Annotated in this window: 19 protein-coding genes; 12 read left to right on the plus strand and 7 right to left on the minus strand. The window is 64.7% G+C overall.

Going from position 1 to position 19,036, the window contains the following annotated elements; all coding sequences use genetic code 11:
* Positions 1–166 precede the first annotated feature (166 nt).
* The 3 genes from ABD127_RS18675 to ABD127_RS19120 all read right to left on the minus strand — a co-directional run bounded on the left by ABD127_RS18675 (position 167) and on the right by ABD127_RS19120 (position 3,082).
* Complete coding sequence (locus tag ABD127_RS18675; RefSeq protein ID WP_344204330.1) at positions 167–1,339, minus strand: Fic family protein; 1,173 nt, start codon at positions 1,337–1,339, stop codon at positions 167–169.
* Between the two features lie 300 nt (positions 1,340–1,639).
* Positions 1,640–2,731, minus strand: coding sequence for a tyrosine-type recombinase/integrase (locus ABD127_RS18680; RefSeq protein ID WP_344204332.1), 1,092 nt, complete (start codon positions 2,729–2,731; stop codon positions 1,640–1,642).
* 150 nt (positions 2,732–2,881) lie between these two features.
* Complete coding sequence (locus ABD127_RS19120; protein WP_425545845.1) at positions 2,882–3,082, minus strand: helix-turn-helix transcriptional regulator; 201 nt, start codon at positions 3,080–3,082, stop codon at positions 2,882–2,884.
* A 303-nt stretch (positions 3,083–3,385) separates the two neighbouring features.
* Here ABD127_RS19120 and ABD127_RS18685 point away from each other — a divergent pair, with 303 nt between their 5' ends.
* The 12 genes from ABD127_RS18685 (at position 3,386) to ABD127_RS18740 (ending at position 14,137) form a co-directional block, all read left to right on the plus strand.
* Complete coding sequence (locus ABD127_RS18685) at positions 3,386–3,937, plus strand: hypothetical protein (protein WP_344204335.1); 552 nt, start codon at positions 3,386–3,388, stop codon at positions 3,935–3,937.
* Positions 3,916–4,854 (plus strand): hypothetical protein, encoded by a 939-nt coding sequence (locus ABD127_RS18690; RefSeq protein WP_344204337.1) that lies wholly within the window; start codon positions 3,916–3,918, stop codon positions 4,852–4,854. The genes ABD127_RS18685 and ABD127_RS18690 overlap by 22 nt, the downstream gene beginning before the upstream one ends.
* Positions 4,855–5,021: 167 nt before the next feature.
* Positions 5,022–5,561, plus strand: coding sequence for an SAF domain-containing protein (locus ABD127_RS18695; RefSeq protein ID WP_344204340.1), 540 nt, complete (start codon positions 5,022–5,024; stop codon positions 5,559–5,561).
* A gap of 2 nt (positions 5,562–5,563) precedes the next feature.
* Positions 5,564–6,313, plus strand: a complete 750-nt coding sequence (locus ABD127_RS18700; protein WP_344204342.1) for a hypothetical protein — start codon at positions 5,564–5,566, stop codon at positions 6,311–6,313.
* Positions 6,313–7,614: a TadA family conjugal transfer-associated ATPase gene (locus tag ABD127_RS18705; RefSeq protein ID WP_344204344.1), complete on the plus strand. Its 1,302-nt coding sequence runs from the start codon at positions 6,313–6,315 to the stop codon at positions 7,612–7,614. Before ABD127_RS18700 ends, ABD127_RS18705 begins: the two co-directional genes overlap by 1 nt.
* Entirely contained in the window at positions 7,611–8,474 is an 864-nt protein-coding gene (locus ABD127_RS18710; RefSeq protein WP_344204347.1) for a type II secretion system F family protein, read from the plus strand. The genes ABD127_RS18705 and ABD127_RS18710 overlap by 4 nt, the downstream gene beginning before the upstream one ends.
* On the plus strand, positions 8,471–9,364 hold the full coding sequence (locus ABD127_RS18715; protein ID WP_344204349.1) for a type II secretion system F family protein: 894 nt from the start codon (positions 8,471–8,473) through the stop codon (positions 9,362–9,364). The genes ABD127_RS18710 and ABD127_RS18715 overlap by 4 nt, the downstream gene beginning before the upstream one ends.
* 16 nt (positions 9,365–9,380) lie before the next feature.
* Entirely contained in the window at positions 9,381–9,572 is a 192-nt protein-coding gene (locus ABD127_RS18720; protein WP_344204351.1) for a hypothetical protein, read from the plus strand.
* Positions 9,573–9,639: 67 nt separating this feature from the next.
* Positions 9,640–10,035 (plus strand): TadE/TadG family type IV pilus assembly protein, encoded by a 396-nt coding sequence (locus tag ABD127_RS18725; protein ID WP_344204354.1) that lies wholly within the window; start codon positions 9,640–9,642, stop codon positions 10,033–10,035.
* A complete protein-coding gene (locus ABD127_RS18730) occupies positions 10,032–10,451 on the plus strand; it encodes a TadE/TadG family type IV pilus assembly protein (protein WP_344204356.1) in 420 nt (139 codons plus the stop codon). The genes ABD127_RS18725 and ABD127_RS18730 overlap by 4 nt, the downstream gene beginning before the upstream one ends.
* Positions 10,448–10,870 carry a TadE/TadG family type IV pilus assembly protein gene (locus ABD127_RS18735; RefSeq protein ID WP_344204358.1) on the plus strand — a complete coding sequence of 141 codons (423 nt, stop codon included), beginning with the start codon at positions 10,448–10,450 and terminating at the stop codon, positions 10,868–10,870. Before ABD127_RS18730 ends, ABD127_RS18735 begins: the two co-directional genes overlap by 4 nt.
* Before the next feature lie 9 nt (positions 10,871–10,879).
* Positions 10,880–14,137, plus strand: coding sequence for a LysM peptidoglycan-binding domain-containing protein (locus tag ABD127_RS18740; protein ID WP_344204360.1), 3,258 nt, complete (start codon positions 10,880–10,882; stop codon positions 14,135–14,137).
* Between the two features lie 237 nt (positions 14,138–14,374).
* Here the strand turns inward: ABD127_RS18740 and ABD127_RS18745 are convergent, their stop codons facing one another.
* The 4 genes from ABD127_RS18745 to ABD127_RS18760 form a co-directional block, all read right to left on the minus strand.
* Complete coding sequence (locus ABD127_RS18745; protein WP_344204362.1) at positions 14,375–15,370, minus strand: hypothetical protein; 996 nt, start codon at positions 15,368–15,370, stop codon at positions 14,375–14,377.
* Between the two features lie 178 nt (positions 15,371–15,548).
* Positions 15,549–17,342, minus strand: a complete 1,794-nt coding sequence (locus ABD127_RS18750) for a DUF2326 domain-containing protein (protein ID WP_344204364.1) — start codon at positions 17,340–17,342, stop codon at positions 15,549–15,551.
* Positions 17,339–17,581 carry an ABC-three component system middle component 8 gene (locus tag ABD127_RS18755; RefSeq protein WP_344204366.1) on the minus strand — a complete coding sequence of 81 codons (243 nt, stop codon included), beginning with the start codon at positions 17,579–17,581 and terminating at the stop codon, positions 17,339–17,341. The genes ABD127_RS18750 and ABD127_RS18755 overlap by 4 nt, the downstream gene beginning before the upstream one ends.
* A complete protein-coding gene (locus tag ABD127_RS18760) occupies positions 17,568–18,518 on the minus strand; it encodes an ABC-three component system protein (RefSeq protein ID WP_344204368.1) in 951 nt (316 codons plus the stop codon). The genes ABD127_RS18755 and ABD127_RS18760 overlap by 14 nt, the downstream gene beginning before the upstream one ends.
* Positions 18,519–19,036: the final 518 nt, after the last annotated feature.

Consider the following 19,036-nt stretch of genomic DNA (forward strand, 5'->3'; position numbering starts at 1 on the left):
TTTGCCCACGTTTCGCGGAGCTCGCTCCAGATGCGCCGTGATTCTTTCGTCGCGCATGAGGTCGCAGGTGGCGCCGATCGGCGGACGGAGTTTGGAGTCGATCCGGACGAAGTTTCTGGAAACAGGGAGCGGAACGGTGAGGCCCACGGCAGCGTACGTCCGTGAGCTACATCTCTTCGACGATCTGCATGACTCTGGACGCAGCGTAGGTCCGGTTGTACGCTCGCCCACTGGTCTCCCGGAGCACGCCGATTTGTACGAGGCGGTCGATTGCAGACTTCGCGGTAGGGCCGCTCACGCCATATCGATCCTGAACGAACCGATTGGAAATCACAGGCCAGTCGATGAGGTCCTCGCAAATCGAAGCCACCGTTCCTGTCCAGTGGCGCTCGTTGAGGTCAGCCCGAACATTCGCGAGCCACGTCATCAGCTTGTCGACGACCGCAACGGCCGCATCGGCCTGCGTCCAGACGCCCTCGCAGAAAAACTGAACCCAGGGATCCCAGTTGCCGGTGCGGGAGACGCTCAGTAGGTGATCTTGGTAGGCGTCGCGTCGTCGCCGAAGCCATGGCGAAATGGTGATCGCTGGTTCTGACAGCGCCCCCAGTCGCAGCATCTGAAGCACGATGAGAAGCCGTCCGATGCGTCCGTTGCCGTCGCCGAACGGATGCAACGACTCGAACTGATAGTGCGCGATGGCTGCCATCAAGACGGCCGGCATCTCTCGGTCAGACTCGAACCATTCAATCCAGTCGTCGAGGCCCGCCCGCAGACGGTCGTCAGGCGGCGGCGGGATGTAGCGTGCTTCGTAGACGCTGCAGTCGCGTGGGCCGATCACAACCTGGTGCTCCCGCACCTTCCCGGGATCGCGCTGGGGTACCTGGGCTTCGGCCACCAGCATTCCTTGGAGGTGCTCGAGAAGGGGGATCGTGACAGGTCCAGTCTTCACCCAGTCGAACCCGAAGTAAGCAGCTCGTTCGTAGGCTCGAATTTCAGCAATCTCCGGTGAATTGACCTTTGTGTCCGAGAGTCGAGCTTCCATGACGTCAGCGAGGGCGCCGTATGTGCCCTCCAGGGCCGAGGTGTCGACCGCCTCGCGAACCAGCGCTGGCGCAATGAGCAGACCAGGATTTGGGAGTGGTGCGCACGCCTGATGAAGTCGGCCGAGTGCGCTGGCTGCCTTGGCTACTGAATTCCAGGTCGTCGGCTGAAGTTGAACAAGGGCCGGGAGATGGTCAGGCAGAAAGGCGAAGTGCGAGAAGTCGCGCCCGAGCTTGTCGGTCCCGCTGATGGGTACGACCTGCCCCACGGTGGTGTCGCGAAGAGCCTCGAGGTCCATGAACTTAGGATACAGGGCGGAACCCCTAACTTTCACGCGTGTAATCGCAAGGGTGCCCTTCGAGGCGTCTGTCGAAGTTAGGACACGCCGCGCTGGACCTAACATTGGGCCGCGCAAAGCGATGGGATCCCTAACAAGTTCGAATCAGTGGCCCGACCGCGGCTGGCAGGCACGAGTTGTCGATAGAGAGCGGGCTCAAACACTCCCGTCCGCGGGTCATGCAGGGTGCCGAGGCGCTCACGAATGTAGTGCTGGCAGCCATCGTGCGCGTAGATCGGGACTCGTCCAGTCGGGAGCCAGTCAGCCCGACATGAACTTGGAGCCAGCTGAATCCAAGGCGCTCGCGACGGCGTCGAGGTCGTCGTCGAAGAGGCCGCTATAGATGTCGAGCGTCATGGCGGCGCTCTTGTGGCCGAGCATGCGTTGGACAGACTTCACGTTCGCGCCGGCAGATATCGCCAGGCTCGCTGCGGTGTGCCGCAGGTCATGCGGAGTGATGCGCGCGATCTTCGCGCGCTTAACCGCGCCCGCGAACCAACCGCCGCTGCCCATGTCGCTGCGAGTCCGACGCATTAGGCCGCCATCGGCGCCACTGAAGATGTAGGAGTTTGGGAGCCTGTCATCGCACAGCTCGCGGATGCTGGTGTCCAGCATCGCAGGGAACGGCACGGACCTTCGTTCGTGCGTCTTCGGTGTGCCGACCTCTACGCGAGATCCGATCTCCACCGCGTTCTGATTGATGTTGAGACGTCGGCGCTGGAGGTCGACGTCCTTGACACGAAGTCCGATGGCCTCGCCCCACCTGAGCCCGCAGTACCCGAGCACTAGTACGAACGTCTTGTGTCTGCCGCACTCGTTGGCAAAGCGATGTAGCTGTTCGTGAGTCAGGTAGACGCGCTCTTTAGAGACCTTGCGCGGAGTCGAGACTCCTCGGCAAGGATTGCTGAGGATTCGCCGGTCCCTCACAGCGTCGTCAAGGATCCCCGAGAGGACTCCGAGCACTCGCTTGATCGTCGTGGCGCTCAGACCCCGTTTGTGTAGTCCGGTGATCCATGACTGGACCGCGGTGAACTCGATTCGCGACACAGGGGTGAGCCCCCATCGCGGCTCTACGTGCACCCGCCATGCGCTCGCTAGCGTGCGCCAGGTCGACGGTTTCAGGGTGGACTTCCGATCGAGCCACGGCTCACCGAGTTCGGCAACCGTGACTTTCGACCGGCTCGCGTCGACGTACTCGCCGCGGAGCTTCGACACCTCGATAGTCGCCGCGAACTCTTCAGCTTCACGCTTAGTTCGGAACCCTCGTCGGTCGGTCTGCCGATTGTCCGGGGTGCGATATCTGACGCGGTAGCGCTTTCCCTGGCCGGTCTCATAGGCCTTGATGGTGGCCATCGCTACCTCCTATCCGCGAGACCCGAGTGGTCGGTTGGCCCTGCCGTAAAAGACGCTAGGTACCGATCAGCACCCTCTACAGCGCCAGATGCGCGGCGGTGGAAAAGTTCGCGCCCAGTGGATCTGTGGACTAGGAGCGTCAGCCGGTGCTTATGGGGAAGTGCGCGTGCGCCGGTGGCCCTGAAGCCATTCCTCGACGTCAGCGAGTGCGTAGCGAACACGTGTGCCGACCTTGACGTAGGTGGGGCCCGTCCCGAGGTAGCGCATCTGTGCGAGCTGCCCTTCGCTCACGCCCAAGTGCTCCGCGAGGTATCCCGGCGACAGGAGCTGTTCGATCATCGGTGCAGTCATTGTTCGTCTCCATCACGAGAGGTGGTCAACACTCATGGCCTTGGGACTTGCCTCCGGTGATCGGCCGTCGCGGTTCGAATCGCGTGCGCCGGATGTCGACTTGAGGGCGGCGCGACGGCTATGGGGATGGAACAGGGGATCCACAGCAACGCAATTGATCACCCGAAGGCTGTTCCCGGGCCCTGAGGGTTGATTAATCAAGACTTCTCGGTGAACGATGAAGTCACGCAGACAGACACCGGGGGGTGTGTGCGTATGAATCTACGATCCACGCGGCGTCCAGGCGCGCTGATTGCGGTTGTCGTGACGATCGTGCTGCTAGCTGGATGTCAGCGCAGCGACGACGAGCCGCCAAGGTCGAGTCCAGATTCGACTCAGACAGCCACACCGTCCTGGGAGGACGGGTTCTCGGATGACGAAGTAGATGCCGCGTTCGAGGCGATCGACTTCCTTCACTCTTACGACGCCACCATCGAAGGATTCGTCGAGTCAGGCGAGGCGACCCCCGAGGCGATGGAGTATCTCCAGGACAACCACGCAGTCTGGACGCCGGTCTGGGAAGGACTGCAGGCCGCTGAAGCCGAGGGACGGACGTCGGTGACCGAGCCGGGGTGGGATGTCACGACGACGCCGACCGAGGTGACCGTTCAACCCGACGGGTACGCGCTTGTCGAGATCACTCGTTGCGTCGACCCCTCGAAGACAATCGACTACGTCAACGGCGTGGAGCAGACCTCGGTACTTGTCCCCTCCTATGAGCAGTACGTCGGTCTCCAGCGGGACTCGGACGGACATTGGCTGATCAGCGGAATCTCCGCCGACGTGGAGGCGACGTGCGATCTCGCCGCCGGCTGACCGTCACGCTCACGATTCTTCTGTCGCTGAACTTCGCAGCGACACTGATCGGAACGTCGCCTGCGGACGCAGCTTGTGTCGACGGCCAGGAGACGTATCTCGATCCAGTCACCGGAAAGATCAAGACGCGCGTCTGCGACTCCGGTGACCCGGGCGGCAGCACCACCTCGCCAACCGGGCCGACGGCGTGCGTTCGCTCGACCGGCGAGGTCATCCCGTGTTCGTTGGGGTCTGGTCGCTGGTCGCCTGTCCATGACTGCTACCTGTTCGTGACCGAGCAGCCGGATGCGAGCGATCCCAGGTGGGCCACCGCTGATGGATCCCCTGAGGCTGGACGTTTCCATACGTGCGACGACGATCCGCAGTTGTGGATCTACATCGCCAATGGAGCCGAGGCCCCGCCAGATCCTGCGGTCCTGGCGCAGGATGCACTCGGGGCGGTGCAGTTGACAACGCCGACCCTGCAGCTGGCACCGGCTCCTCCGGCGAAGTCCTACGTGGGGTTGGAGACGTGGATGTGGATGCCGGAAGGTCAGTGGGCGCCGTTGACCAACACGGTCACGGCTGGATCGACGTCGGTGACGGTCACGATCGAGCCGCGCTGGGTCACATGGAACATGGGCCCAGGATCGAAGGTCTGCTACGACGCTGGCCGGCCCTGGCAGATCGGACAGATGCCGCCCGGCTCGGCGACGTCGTGTTCGTACACGTATGCACGGGTGAGCGACTTTCAGCCGGGCGGCGTGTGGTCGGTTTCGGCTGCGATCACGTGGCGAGTCAGCTGGACGTGCGCAGGCAACTGCTTGGCGACGGCCGGATCCCTTGGCGAGGTCGACGGCCCTGCGGGGATAGCGAGCCTGGTCGTCGCGGAGCGGCAGTCGGTCAATGTCCTGCCCGATGAGACGAGGAACCGATGAGCACTCGTTCCACGGCACCTCCGCCGCACGCACCCAATCGAACGCAGGGGTCGGGGCTGTTGTCGGGTCGACGTGATGACGGTCGGCGTCTGCGCACAGCTCCGCGGCGGCGAGGACTCTTGGCGTTCGCGGGCCTGATGATCGCTGGCTCCGCGCTTGCTGGGGCCGTGCTGTTCTCCCAGGCCGGGGACCGCACTGACGTCCTCGCTGTAAGCGCTGACGTCGCGAAGGGGCAGGTCATCTCCGAAGACGACCTTCAGCGACAGTCCGTCGCCGGCGTCGATGATGTGATCCCGGTCTCCGCGATCGATACCGTCGTAGGCGCCACGGCGAAGGTGGACATGGTCGCGGGTCAGATCGTGACCGACTCGATGGTCACCCGCGAACCAGTACCGGGTGACGGACAAGCCACAGTCGGTCTCAGCCTCGACGCATCGCGCGCTCCATCGGCTGGGCTGACTCCAGGCGACCTCGTGAGCGTCGTGGCGGTGCCGAGCGGCACGGTCGACCTTGGCGCAAGCGTTGCGCTGGACGCACCGCAGATCTTGGCGCGTGGCGCTGAGGTCCTGGATGTTCAGGGCTCACCGACCGAGGGTGCGACGGTGTTGGTCACGGTCATCGTCGATGAGGACGACGCCAGCACCATCGCCGCATACTCCGCGGCAGGACTGGTCGCCGTCGTCGAGACTACGGCCACAGGGAACTGATCGTGCTGACCGTCCTGTACTCGGCCAAGGGTGCCCCCGGCGTGACGTCCGCAGCCCTTGCCCTGTCGGCGGTGTGGCCACGCCCGGTCGTGTTGGTCGAGGCGGATCTCGCCGGAAGTGATCTGGCATTGCGGTGCCGGGGTGCCTCAAGGGCAGCGGTCGCGTCGAGCCCGAATCTGCTCGGATTCGCGGCCGCCACTCGCGGCGATCGGGACTCGACCCTGACCGAGTGGGCCCAACAGTTGGCGTGCGGCGTCCACGTCGTGTTGGGGGTGCAGGCGCCTGCGCAAGCTCGAGGCGTTGCGGATCTGTGGCGGCGTCTCGCGGTGGCCGCCGCCTCCGCCGACGTCGATGTCATCGTCGACCTGGGAAGGCTCGGTCGCGATGCCGCGACGATGCCGCTTCTGGTCGCGGCTGACGTGCGGGTCCCGGTGATGGCCAGCGCGGTGGAGTCGATCCTTCACACGCGGGCGCACCTGTTGGATGTCGCGGTTGCCGGCGGACGAACCGTACCGCTGTTGGTCGGGCCCGGCCGTAACGCGGCGGCTGACTGCCGCGACGTCGACGAGGTCCTGTCGCAGGCCGGCGTCATCGCTGCTGCGTCATCGCATCTGCCTTTGGATCATCCCGGCCTCGCCGCCTTGCAGGGTGGGGTCTCCCCGACCGGGCGGGGCCGGTCATCGCAATTGGTGCGTGGCGCCCGCGCGGCCACCGAGCATCTCCTTGCCTCCGCTGGGCTGGAGGTTCGCTGATGAGTGCCGACAACGAGCTCGTTGCTCGACTGCAGCAGCAGGTCGGCGACCGTCTGCAGACGCAGCGGGCGCAACGCCGCCAGGCTGGCCAGCCGCTGCTCGCGGCGGGGAGCGAGCAGCAGCTTGCGCGTCAGATGATCGCCGAGGTCCTGCGCGGTCATGCCGAAGGTCGACTGAGCGATGGTCAGAGCCCGTTGGGCGACGAGGCCGAGGACGAGATCGCGGAGGCCATCTTTGCGCGCATGTTCGGCGCGGGCCGGCTCCAGCGGCTGCTCGATGACGACTCGATCGAGAACATCGACATCAACGGCGCCGACGAGGTTTGGATCAGCCGAGCCGGCGATGACTACCCAGCACGGGGCGAGCCGGTCGCCGCCAATGACGCGGAGCTGGTCGAGATGATCCAGACCCTCGCCTCCTACAGCGGCCTGTCGTCTCGGCCCTTCGACGCAGCGAACCCCGAGCTGGACCTGCAGCTGCCCGACGGAAGCCGACTCTCTGCTGTACAGGCGGTGGCTGCCCGCCCGGCGGTCTCGATCAGGCGCCACCGATTCCAGAAGGTCGACCTGGAGGACCTCGTCGGTCTGGGGACCTTGACGCACGCGACGGCCGACTTCCTGCGCGCCGTCGTCGCCGCGCGGTTCTCGGTGATCATCGCCGGCGGGACCAACGCCGGCAAGACCACGCTCCTGCGTGCCATGGCGGCCGAGATCCCTCCGGAAGAACGCATCATCACGATCGAGAAGGCGCTCGAGCTCGGGCTGCGCGACGACCGGGAACGTCACCCCAACTGCCTCGCTCTGGAGTCACGCCCGCCCAACACCGAGGGCGCGGGAGGCATCAGCATGGCGCAGCTGGTCAGGCGAACGCTGCGCCAGAACCCGTCACGGGTCATCGTCGGTGAGGTCCTGGGAGATGAGATCGTCCCGATGTTGAACGCTATGAGCCAAGGTAACGACGGCTCCCTGTCGACCATTCACGCCGACAGCGCTCGCGAGACGTTCAACCGCATCAGCAGCTACGCCCAGCAGGCCGAAGGTCTCCCGCGTCAGGTCGTCCACGAGATGATCGCCGGTGCCGTCGAGTTCGTGGTGTTCGTCGGCCGCGACATCCACGGCGGCGTGCGCCGCGTCCGGACCGTGCTGGAGGTCAACGGGTACGACGAGCAGATCGGGGTGTCGGCGTCCGAGGTCTTCACCACGGACTCCTGCGGCAACGCGACCCGTGACTACAACGTGCCCGTGCAACGCGCCGAACGCCTCCGTGCCGTCGGATGGAACGACGGGGGTGGTTCCTGGTGAGCGCTCTCGGCCTGCTGATCGGCGTCTGCCTAGCCGGCGGAGTGGTCCTCGCGGTGGCCGCATGGATGGGCTGGTCCCCGCCGCCGCTGCCGACCCGCACGACCGCCCGCCTGACCGCCGCTCGTGATCGGCTCTGGAAGTCGGCGCTCGCGGTATTCGTGGTCGCGGTACTGACGCGGTGGCCCGTCGCCGCTGCAGCCGCAGGGATGGTCACGTGGATGTGGCCAGCGCTGTTCGGAAGCAAGGCCGAGGGCCGCGCACACCTTGCCCGGTTGGAGGCCGTGGCCATGTGGACAGAGTCCCTGCGCGACACGATGGCCGCGGCGATTGGGCTGGAGCAGGCCATCATCGCCTCCGCTGACGCGGCGCCACCGGCGATCGCCCCGGAGCTACACCGGTTGGTCGGACGGCTCCGCGCCCATGTTCCGGTGCCGCAGGCGCTGGCCGACTTCGGTGAAGACCTCGACGACCCATCAGTCGACCTGGTTGTCGCCGCGCTCATCATGAACGCTCGCCTTCGAGGTTCCGGGCTGACCGGAACGCTCACAGCACTAGCTGAGACGGCGCGTGCTGAGCTCGAGATGCGCACCCGGGTGGAGGAGGGTCGCAAGACCCTCCGCCGTGACTCACTCACGATCGTTGGCGTGACCCTCGTCTTCGCCGGCGGTGTGTCACTCCTCGCCCGCACCTACCTGGAGCCGTACAACAGCCCGGCCGGCCAGCTGATGCTCGTCCTGGTGCTGGGTTGCTTCATCGCAGGGTTCGCATGGATCCGCCGCTCCTCCCGCATCGATCTGCCCGAACGATTCCTGATCCGTTCGGAAGACTTCACGGCAGACCAGTCTGGAGCCGGTCGATGATCCCCGCGCTGCTCATCGGCGCCGCCTGCGGGACAGGTCTGCTCGCACTGGCGTGGGCCATCGTTCCGCCACGACGCGACCTCGCCGCCGCCATCGCCACGATCGACTCGCAACGATCCACCACTACCGCACCTGCCCGTGACGATCGAGAGTCCCTCACGGACCGGCTCGGACGATGGCTCACCGTCCAGCTCGAGCGCAACGGCTTCATGGCGCCCAAGCTCCGTGCGAACCTCGCACTCCTGGATCGTCCACTCGAAGCACACCTCGTCTCCATGCTCGCGATGGCCGCATTCGGCATTAGCTTGCCGATCTTGACCAGCCTGATCGTGAACGTCGCCGGAGTCAGCACCGGCTTCTCCGTGCCGCTACTCGCCGGGCTGGCCCTCGCTGCGGGTTTTTCTCTCATCCCTAACACGACGGTGGCCACCGCGGCCGCCACCCGCCGGAACGAGCTGCGCCGAGCACTGGCCTGCTACCTCGACCTGGTCTCCATGGCACTGGCCGGCGGCCGGGGTGTGCCCGAGGCGCTGCCTGCTGCTGCGCAGCTCGGCAGGGGCTGGTCCTTCGACGTCATCGCCGACACGCTCACCATGGCTCGCTACTCCGGCACCACACCGTGGGAAGCGCTGCGCGCCCTCGGAGAACGCGTCGACGTCGCAGAACTACGCGACCTCGGATCGGCGCTTGGTCTGGTCGCCGACGACGGGGCCAAGGTCCGCGAATCCCTCCGCGCTCGAGCAGCAACCGCGCGCGCCCGTCAGCTCGCCGAGGCCGAAGGTGCCGCTGAACGCGCCTCGAGCTCCATCACGAACGCCCAACTCTTCCTGGGATTCAGCTTCCTGCTGTTCCTCGGATACCCCGCCATCGCGGCCGTGATGGCGATCTAGAGGAACGAGGGAAACCATGAACACCCACCTGACCATGATCGCGACATGGCTGCTGTCGCAACTGACCGGCGAGAGGATGCGCCACGATGAGCGGGGCGTGGCGTCCGAAGTCATCTGGATGGGACTGCTGGCCGCCGCCGCGATCGCCGCCGGCGTCATCATCACCGCCAAGCTGCTCAGCGAGGCGAACGGAATCGACTTGGGGTGATCACCGACGGGCACCACCGTGGCCTGTCCGCTGACGGGGGCAACCAACCACGACCCGGAGGAAGACGGTGACTGCAAGACAGCGGGACGAACGCGGCAGCATCGCCGCGTCCGTCGTGATCTCAGCAACGATGTTCCTGTTCGTCATGGCCATCATCCAGGTCGCCCTCGTCCTCCACGCCCGTAACGTCGCCGAGGGCGCAGCCCAAGAAGGCGTCACCACTGCGGCAGCCTTCGACGGAACCGAAGGCTCCGGACACGCCAGCGCCACCCAGGCCCTGAACACGCTGGGGCCAGCCACGCTCACCAATCGCACGGTCGACGTCGAACGCACGCCCACCACCGTCACCGTCACCGTGACCGGCACAGCCCTGTCGTTTATCCCGGGCATCAGCCCCAAGATCGTTGAGACCTCCACCGGCCCCGTCGAGCGCTACGTTCCCCCGGAAGTCGACACCCCATGAACTGGCGAACCCGGCGACCAGACAGCGGAGCCACCACGGCGGAGTTCGTGGTCATGACCCCACTGCTCTTCGCGATCTTCCTGTTCGTGATCGGTCTCGGACGAATGGCGTCGGCACACCAAGAAGTCCAAGACCTCGCAGGCGAAGCCGCCCGGGCGGCATCCCTGGAACGCAACACCTCCCTGGCCGCCGGTCGAGGCGAGCAGACCGTCAGAGCATCGCTCCAGAACCGCGGTCTCTCGTGCAGCCAGCTCACCGTCGACATCGATGTCTCGAGCTACCAGCCCGGTGGCGTGGTCCGCGCCGACGTCACCTGCACTGCCGACCTGAGCGATGTCGCTATCAGCGGCCTGCCCGGCACCAAGACCTTCACCGGCAGCGCGACCATCCCGATCGAGGAGTACCGGTCCCGATGATCACCCCCAAGCCCCCCGGTGACGAACGCGGGGCAGCCGCGCTCTTCATCGTCCTGATGACGGTAGCCATGCTCGCCGCAGCGGGCCTTGTCATCGACGGCGGCGCAGCGCTGGGCGATCGACGAACGCTCACCAACCAAGCCGAGCAAGCCGCACGCATCGGCGCCGATGCGCTCAACCAAGACTCACTGCGCGACGGCGGTCGCCCCACCGTCGACCCTGCCCGCGCACGCGCGGCGGCCGACGCCTACCTGCGATCAGTCGGAGCACCACCAGCCTCCATCAGGATCACCGGCGGCCGCGTGACCGTGACCCTCACTGGGCAGACCACCACCAACATCCTGTCGCTGGCCGGCCTGACGTCAATCACCGTGACCGGTACTGGGACAGCCGAGTCGATCGACGCCGACAACCCCTAGGAGGCAACCATGAAGTGGATCAAGGCACTCGGCGCGCTGCTCCTGCTCGGCGCCGTCGTTCTCGGCGTCCCAGCGATGCTGCTGACGTTCGTCGGATCCCCCATCCCCGACGACCTCAGCGCCAACATGCAGCTGACCGACGCCGTGCTGGTGCAGCTGCTGTCCCTGATCGTGTGGGCGTTCTGGCTGCAGACCTGCTGGTGCATCACGCTAGAAGTCATCGCATCGCTGAAGTCGCAGCGACTGACCCGCACCCTAGGCGCGTTCAACATCCAGACCCTCTTCGCCCGAACCATGATCGGCCTCGTGACCGCCGCGTTCGTCAGCGTGCCACTCCTGCCCTCACCCATCCACGCCCACACCCTGCAGACCAACGGTTCGCAGGGCAACCCCGATACCCCCCCTGTCCCCGTTGTATCGGCGACGGACGGCGCCGAACAGCAGTCCAACTCGGCCGCCACCCAGGCACCGACCGACACACCCACTGCCACGCCCGCCGCGTCTGTCGTCGAGATCGTCGTCGAACAGGGCGACACTCTGTGGGCTCTCGCGCAAACCCACCTCGGTAACGCTGAGCGGTGGACCGAAATCGCCGACCTCAACGACGGCCGGACCATGGTCGACGGCACAACCTTCGCCTCCGCCAGCCTCCTCAGACCCGGATGGGTCCTCCACCTTCCCGGCACGGCAACGCCCCAGACACCCGCACCGGCCGACTACACCGTCAAAGCCGGCGACATCCTCTCCCAGATCGCCGCAGACCAGCTCGGCGACGCCGACCGCTACCCCGAGATCTTCGAAGCCTCCACACATCTCGACCAGCCCGTGCCCCTGACCGACCCGAACCTGATCTACCCCGGACAGGTCCTCGACATCCCCAGCGCACCACCGGCTGCAGAGACTCCTCAGCCAGCCCCGAGCCCCGTACTCACTCCGGAGCAGGCGCCACCACCGGATGAAGCCGCACCGAACACGCTGCTGCCCGAGACGGTCCCCGAAGTACTGGCTCCCCCGGGTGCCACGGGTGGGGCAGTTGGAACCGCCACGACTACCCCCGAGCCGGCTCCTTCCGCCGGGACGGGCGACCCGCGTGCCCCGACTGAAGTCGAAGAGCTGGACTCAACCTCGGCAGAAACAAACCTCGATGCCTCTGACACGCTGCCCAGTTGGGTCTGGCCGTCCATGGTCACCGGCGGCGCTCTCCTCGCCGGGGGTTTCCTTCTGGTGCTACGCCAGCGACGAAGCACCCAGCGTCGTTCGCGCCGGCCCGGCCGAGTGATGCCCATGCCCACGGCCATCGCCCGCGAAGCGGAACAGTCCATCGCCACAGCCGGAGCCGAGTCGGTCGACGTGCTCGTCCTGCTCGACCAGATCTTTCGACGAACCGCCGCTCTCCTGACCCGAACTCACCAGCAGGTTCCGGAACTCGCAACAGTCGAGATCACAGCGACCGACATCTTCCTGCACTTGCGCACCCCGGCCGAGGCGCCGCAGCCCTGGTTCAACACGCACGACTCCCAGACGTGGAGGTTGGACCGCACGACCGAACTGGACGCTGTCGGTCCCGACCCGATCGACGACCCCTCGCCCTGGCCGCTGCTCGTCACGATCGGCTCCACAGCCGACGGCAGCATCTCGCTTCTCAACCTCGAGGGCCAAGCAGTCACTGTCACGGGAGACGCGCGCAAGGGCCAGGACTTCGCCCGCTACGTCGCGGCCGAGATCCTTTGCAACCCCTGGTCGCGCCACACCACGTTGGACCTACTCGGCATCGGCAGCGAGTTGGCTCCCATCGACCCCGAACGGACCAACTGCCCAGACGACTTCACCAGCGTCGCCGCCGAAGCCGTCACCACAGCAGTCACCACGGCCAGCCGCCTGGACACCACCGGCGATCGAGATGCGCCCGCCGCTCGCGCGGCGTCCACCGATCCAGACGTGTGGGAATCCCGACTAGTCATCGCCGACGGGGCGTTCGACGTAGACGAGCTCGACCAGCTCGCGAACCTCGTCGAGTCACACGGTGCTCGCACCGGCAGTGCCCTGCTCGTGACCGACCAGCGCGCCGTGCATGGCATTGAGATCGTCGTCGACGCGGTCGGCCGACTCACGGTGCCCACATTGAATCTCCGGCTGAACGGCGTCGGCATGACGGCATGGGAAGCCGCCGGCTGCGCCACCCTGTTGATGTACCTTGACGCCACGTCTGACGAGCCCGCACCCGACCTTGAGGGCGACGACCCATGGGACGAGCTCATGACCACGACCGGTGCCCTGCGCGACGAGTACCGCATCGACCGCTCGACCACCGCCATCGAGCCAGCCGAGTCAGTACTTCCAGAAGCCGACGACACCTACTGGTCGGTAGCCACCACGACCGAGGACGACCTGAACCGGCTCGCACCGAAGGTGTCACTGCGCACCCGAGACCACGTCGCCGACACCGACCCCAGACTCGACCAGGACTTGGATGAGTGGAACTCGGGCGACGTAGTTCGGCCCCGGTTGAGCCTGCTCGGGCCGGTCTCGGCCGAGACGGCAGGAACACCCGCGACCAAGCGGCGGCCGTTCTACACCGAGATGTTCGCCTACATCGCGACCCGCCCCTACGGCGCCACGACGGAAGAGGTCGCAGAAGCATTCGACATCACCCCGGCCCGCACCCGCACCGACGTCGGCCGGCTACGCGACTGGCTCGGCATCGACCCGCGCACCGGAACGAAGTACCTCCCCGATGCTCGCGAAGCCCCAGCCGCCGTCCGCCGAGGAGTCGGGGTCTACCAAGTCTCCGACGCCCTGGTCGACCTCGAACTGTTTCGGCGACTTCGTGCGCGAGGTGAGAGCCGTGGGTCCGACGGCATCGATGACTTCGTGAGTGCGCTCGCGCTGGTCACCGGCCGCCCCTTCGAGAAGCTTCGCCCCGGAGGCTGGGGCTGGATGTACGAAGACGTCAGACTCGACCAGCACGCGATCTGCGCCATCGCCGACGTCGCCCACCTTGTCGTCGTCGAGATGCTCACACGCGGCAACACCGAGTCGGCTAGAACCGCCGTCAGCATTGCTCTCATGGCCGCGCCCGATGAAGAGATGTCTCGCCTCGACCTGGCCGCAGTCCTCGACGCAGAAGGTCACACGGACGAAGCTGTACGGCTCGTGCGTGAGGACATCTGCGACCGAAGCGACGACGGCACCCCTCCTCAGGAGTTGCCTGCCAGAACTGCGGCCCTCCTGGAGGACCACCCGTCATTGCTTCGTCGAGCGCAGTGAGAGTGCGGGGCACCGACCGAGGAATCGACTGGACTTTAGGCGATCACTGGGTCCCCGTGATCATCGACCGGAGTCGCTCGCTGCGAGGTGACACTGGAGCACTCTCGACACTCCGCGATGCACGGTGAAGCGTCCGCAGTCTCGCCCGGGCCGGCCAACCCGATCGACTGACTCCGAGGCGGCTGTGCGGGCCCACTGCGGCCCCTGTGCCGCGAGTCCTGCTTCGACTCACTTGCCCTAGCGGTCGCCGTCGACGGCCCATCGCGGAGGTCGCGACTGGATCTGTCGGTTCATCGACTCAACCAAGTCCACCCAACCAGCGTTGATCGCTCGAAGTTCATCCAGCTCGACTCCGCACTCCCAGCGGACGAGACCCATCCGATGCCGCAGGTAGATCGGATCGATGTTCATCGCGACCGCGTAGCACATGGCGATTCGTCGGAGTCGTGGGTCGCTGGGGGGTGCTTCGGACTCCTCGATTCGAGTCAGGGCCCTGCGCGAGCATAGTTCGACCGCTGAGATGGTCTTCGCCAATCGATCTAGTCCGATGCGCCGGGGGTGAAGGCGGAGTCGAACGAAGATGTCACCCCAGATGAACCTAGGCACCTTCCAGCCTCCCGGTGGCGGCGGAGGCATCGGTTCGTTCTCCAGGAAGTCGCGGAACTCCCTGCGCATCTCGAGGATGTCCAACTCGGCGGCGATACTGTCAGTGACGGCGCTCTTATAGTTTTCGAGCGACAGGGTGGGCACTTGAAAGTGCTCGTAGGCCTCACGAAGATCGTTGTGTTTCGCCCCGGTCGCGAACTCGCGAACTAGTTCCGACATCACTCCAGCGAAGCCGTCACCGTGGTCCGGGAGTGGGCGGTGCTGGTTGAGCTCACCGGGCTTTCGGCGACGTTGGCTGGCCTGGAACCTTGGCGCGATGCAATGAGCCAGTTCGTGCAGGACGATGAGTTCGTTCAGCATCCGCGGATGGATGCTGATCCTCCATCGACTTGAGGGACCTGCTTCTGGCCCCGAAGCGAACGAACTGATCCATTCATCGCCGAGGTCTCCGCGACCGCCAATCTCGGTGGTGATGGAGACGTCGTACTCGATGTTGTGGCGCCACCATGCGGATCGCTTCACTCGCCGTACGAGGTCCCGCGCTGCCTTGATGTTCGGCAGGGGGTCTCCGAGCGGTACGGACTGTTCGGCCGAGTACACCCGCCACGTACTCACGCTGTCGATCACCCACACGAATATAGGTGTGGCGCAACTGCGAACCGCGAGTTGTCGATTGCGTCTGGCCCTTAGTCGGGACTCCCGCCACGTGCGCGAGCCTCGTGCTCGAACGCTCGTCGGTCGATGACACGACCCAGACGCAGGAAGCGTCTACTTGCTCACTCCACCTACGCCATCCGCGCGAGGGTCACCATGGCGCCATCGTGAACAGGCGACCCGACTCGCCCTCGTCGTGAAGGATCTTCACGATCTCGGAGGACTTCATCGTGCCCGAGTTCGCATCCAGAGGTTCCGGCAAGTCTGAGTCAAGCAGCGAAATGATCGGCTGGAGACCGTGCCCCTCGTATTCCCGAAGGACGCTGATGAGCTTCTGTCGTTTGCGCGGCTCGAGCTGTTCGAGAGCCCCGTCGTGGTACACAAACCGGGGAAAACTCTCGTTAAGGTAAGCCCGGAGGAACGCCAGGTCGAATGCTATGCAGAGGAGTTTCTTGTAGGAGGTGCCCTTGTCGCCGCTTGTCGCCTTTCCGCCGTCCCCGACAAACTCAGCCACGAAGTCGAGCCCTCCGCTGCCATTCACCTTGATGGCGAGGATCGCGTTCTGGCCAAGCACCTCGTGAACAATCTCCGTGAAGTACTGACGGATCTGCCCGAATCGGCTGGTGTCATCCTTCGATATTTCCTCGATCTCGTTTTCGACAGCCGTCTGGATACGTCCTGTCTCCTCGACAAGCTCCCTTTGCTCCCGGCGTAGTTCGAGCAGGCGTCCAGCCGCGGTTCGTCGAGCCTCGAGAATCTGGAGGTCCGCGCGAAGTGTCGCGAGGTCACGCCCCAGCAGCTTGTACTTCTCGAGCGCCTCTGACTCGCGCAGGAACTCCAGCGACTCAGCGCGGCGGGCATTCAAGGCAGGCAAGGCAATCTCGATCGCTTCAAGCCTTGCCTGACCTGCCGCGAGCTGCGACTCAATCTCGCCTCGTCGCTCTTGCGTGATCTTTCTGTTGAACTCCACCAGTTGGTCAAAGTTCCGAGTCAGCTGCTCGCCGAACACGACGCCGGCTTCGGCGAACAACTTCGCCGCGTCCTTCGTCCTGAAGACGATCTGCTCGTCGGCAAGCGACTCGCTCAGGCGCTCGAGGATCTGAAGAAGTTCATAGCGCTCTTCGTTCAGTTGAGCGATCTCTGCTTCGACGACTTCGACCACTTCGACGACCACGTCACGGTCTTCGATGTCGAAGTTGAAGGACTCGAGAGCCTCGGCGCTGACCGCAACTTCGCGGCGCTTGACCGCGATCAGCCCGTCCAGAAGTGACGCATCGACGTCATCGCCGCCCCACTCTTGGGTCAGCGTCTGGAGCCTGGAGTCTGCTGCTGCTAGTTCTTCACGCTTCTCGTAGAGGGCGATGACCGGCTGCGAACTCATCCCCAGTAGGTGCGCCACAAACGGCTTCCAGTCGACGTGCTTGCCGGAGAACTTGTTGAGCTGGAAAACGTCCTGGTAGTCGGACTGCGACCGGACGAGGTACCCGGCCAGCTTCCGATACCCCCACGGGGCCAAGGCCGTGAAGCCAAGCCAGCCGTCGAGCAACTTCTTGGCCCGATCGAATGACACGTTCGTGTGATCCCACTGATCGAGTCTCGAAATCTCCTCTGGACCCGTGGAAGTGTCAGCCTTCAGGAAGTCGATTCGGGACCCGGGAGAGACCGGGCGCGAGATCGTAAGGAACGTGTCGTCGTCGAGAGCGAGTTCGAGGCGGAAAGTGAAGTCCGCGAACCGGGCTTGATGCTTGAAGAGGAAGAACTTGTCGTGCTTGCCCCGCAGTAAGCAGAAGTCGATGAGTTCGCCGACCGTTGTCTTACCCAGGTTGTGCGTGTCCAAGTCGCGATTGCTGGGAATGCGGATCTCCGCGAAGACTGCTGACACCCCGTCGTTGAAGACGATCTCATCGAACTCTGGCTGATCTGAGTACAGCCTTCGGAGCCTCATGAGGTCCCTCCGAGGTACTCGAATGCGTCCACCGCTGGTCTGTACTCAACGAGGCCGAGAATGTAGAGGAGGCTGAGTGCAGGGCTGAAGAGGTAGTCCGCGGAGCGTGTTTTCTTCTCGACCGCTCCCTTCAGTTCGTCGTAGGGAAGGACACGCTTCTTCTTCAACGCAACAAGGGCGACCGTAGCTGCGGCGAGTACCGTCGCGTCCGGGTGTGAATGCTTGCTAGGTAGCAGCATCTTCGACCTCTCCAATGTCGCAATGCCAGTACATGTAAAAGACCATTGCCCTGACCAGGCTCTTCTGGCGGGCAAGAACGGCATCCTGCTTGAAGAGGACTTCGAGCAGATGGTTGAAGACGTCATCGAAGCTCTGGAACTCGCTACGCTTGGCGACGATCTTGAGTTCGAAGTCCTCGACTGCAGCTTCGTACCTCTCGAGCGAGTCGTGGTTCGCAGGGTTCGCGAGGAAGTCTTCGATGGGCTTCGTGTACAGCTGGAAGCGCCGCTGAAGAACGGCGGCGAAGCTTGAACTCATGTTGTTCAGCTCGTTCTTCCGATCAAAACTCACCCGGTCTACTGGCGGCACGTCAAACTCTGGCAACGGCGCATCGAGCGCTACCTGAAGGCCGAGGATCACCTCGGCGAGGTCGGCACTTGAGACTCGGAGCGGACCGTCGACTGGATCGATGCGAGCCAACGTCAACACATCGGGGTAGGTGCGCAACATGTCGTCGAGGTACTCAATGCCAGCGAAGAAGACGCCCTCAGGCACGCCCGCCCCTGTCTTGACCCGCTCGCTCAACTTCTCGTTCAGTTCGGCGCCGAGTCGTCTGTTCGTGAAAACTATGTAGTTGTCTGCTGCGCCGGCCGCCGTCAGTTTCTTGATGCGAGGAATCTCTTCGCTCATGACAGACGAAGCTGCGGACCCACTGAAGTTGGGGTCAGAGCAATGCGCATTGAAGGCGATGGTGTGCTTGGCCTGGATGATCGTCGTGCCTGTCCAAGGCGCTGAACGACTCGGGAAGACTTCGGCCGTTCCGACGAACTTCGCGTCGCGTCCGCCGTCGGGGCCGGCCGCGAAGCCAGCGACACCGATCCCGAACAACTTTCGGCAGATCTGGACCGCAAGCCGCTCGAACTGCGAATCATCTAGATCCTCGAACGGGTAGCCCATCACCCGAGCCTACAGGCGGAAAAGGCGAGGGCGGGCTGATCCAGCGCCTCCCCTGGACATCTCGTGGCTCGACCGACGGGGCGTGATCTGAACTGTCACTCTTCCCCGGGCCGTCGCCGGTGAAGTCAAGAGGTGGCAGTGGCGACGGCGTCGATTCAGTGACACTTCGGCTGGGCTTCGTGGTGACACTTCGCGGTTCAGGCTGCGGTGGTGGCTGCCAATGAACCGATCGAGGCCCGTGTCCGTCTCGTGATTGCCCAGTGGCCGCGGCACGCTCCTCGCGGGGCAGTCTCGACGTTCTGCGTCGAGCACGGCCTCTCACGCAAGTAGTTCTACGAGCTCCGAAAGCGAGCCGTCAAGAGCGGCGTCCCTTTGCGGTCTCGGCGAAGAACCTGCAGTGCCTCTGACCGTGCAGTTCGGATCATCGATACAAACTCGCGGGAAATTCGGGGGTACGTGCGCTGACCTGCGTAAACATGGGACGTACCCCCCTACGTACCCCCTCTTGTTGAGGCTTG

This window comes from Aeromicrobium alkaliterrae, assembly GCF_039529015.1.
GTDB classification, from domain to species: Bacteria; Actinomycetota; Actinomycetes; order Propionibacteriales; family Nocardioidaceae; genus Aeromicrobium; species Aeromicrobium alkaliterrae.

What these genes read in the sequence shown, in the direction of transcription:
- ABD127_RS18760 (WP_344204368.1), bottom strand. Translation starts at nt 18,518, where the DNA reads ATGGGCTACCCGTTCGAGGATCTAGATGATTCGCAGTTCGAGCGGCTT.
- ABD127_RS18675 (WP_344204330.1), bottom strand. Translation starts at nt 1,339, where the DNA reads ATGGACCTCGAGGCTCTTCGCGACACCACCGTGGGGCAGGTCGTACCC.
- ABD127_RS18735 (WP_344204358.1), top strand. Translation starts at nt 10,448, where the DNA reads ATGATCACCCCCAAGCCCCCCGGTGACGAACGCGGGGCAGCCGCGCTC.
- ABD127_RS18715 (WP_344204349.1), top strand. Translation starts at nt 8,471, where the DNA reads ATGATCCCCGCGCTGCTCATCGGCGCCGCCTGCGGGACAGGTCTGCTC.
- ABD127_RS18680 (WP_344204332.1), bottom strand. Translation starts at nt 2,731, where the DNA reads ATGGCCACCATCAAGGCCTATGAGACCGGCCAGGGAAAGCGCTACCGC.
- ABD127_RS19120 (WP_425545845.1), bottom strand. Translation starts at nt 3,082, where the DNA reads ATGACTGCACCGATGATCGAACAGCTCCTGTCGCCGGGATACCTCGCG.
- ABD127_RS18755 (WP_344204366.1), bottom strand. Translation starts at nt 17,581, where the DNA reads ATGCTGCTACCTAGCAAGCATTCACACCCGGACGCGACGGTACTCGCC.
- ABD127_RS18705 (WP_344204344.1), top strand. Translation starts at nt 6,313, where the DNA reads ATGAGTGCCGACAACGAGCTCGTTGCTCGACTGCAGCAGCAGGTCGGC.
- ABD127_RS18750 (WP_344204364.1), bottom strand. Translation starts at nt 17,342, where the DNA reads ATGAGGCTCCGAAGGCTGTACTCAGATCAGCCAGAGTTCGATGAGATC.
- ABD127_RS18730 (WP_344204356.1), top strand. Translation starts at nt 10,032, where the DNA reads ATGAACTGGCGAACCCGGCGACCAGACAGCGGAGCCACCACGGCGGAG.
- ABD127_RS18740 (WP_344204360.1), top strand. Translation starts at nt 10,880, where the DNA reads ATGAAGTGGATCAAGGCACTCGGCGCGCTGCTCCTGCTCGGCGCCGTC.
- ABD127_RS18720 (WP_344204351.1), top strand. Translation starts at nt 9,381, where the DNA reads ATGAACACCCACCTGACCATGATCGCGACATGGCTGCTGTCGCAACTG.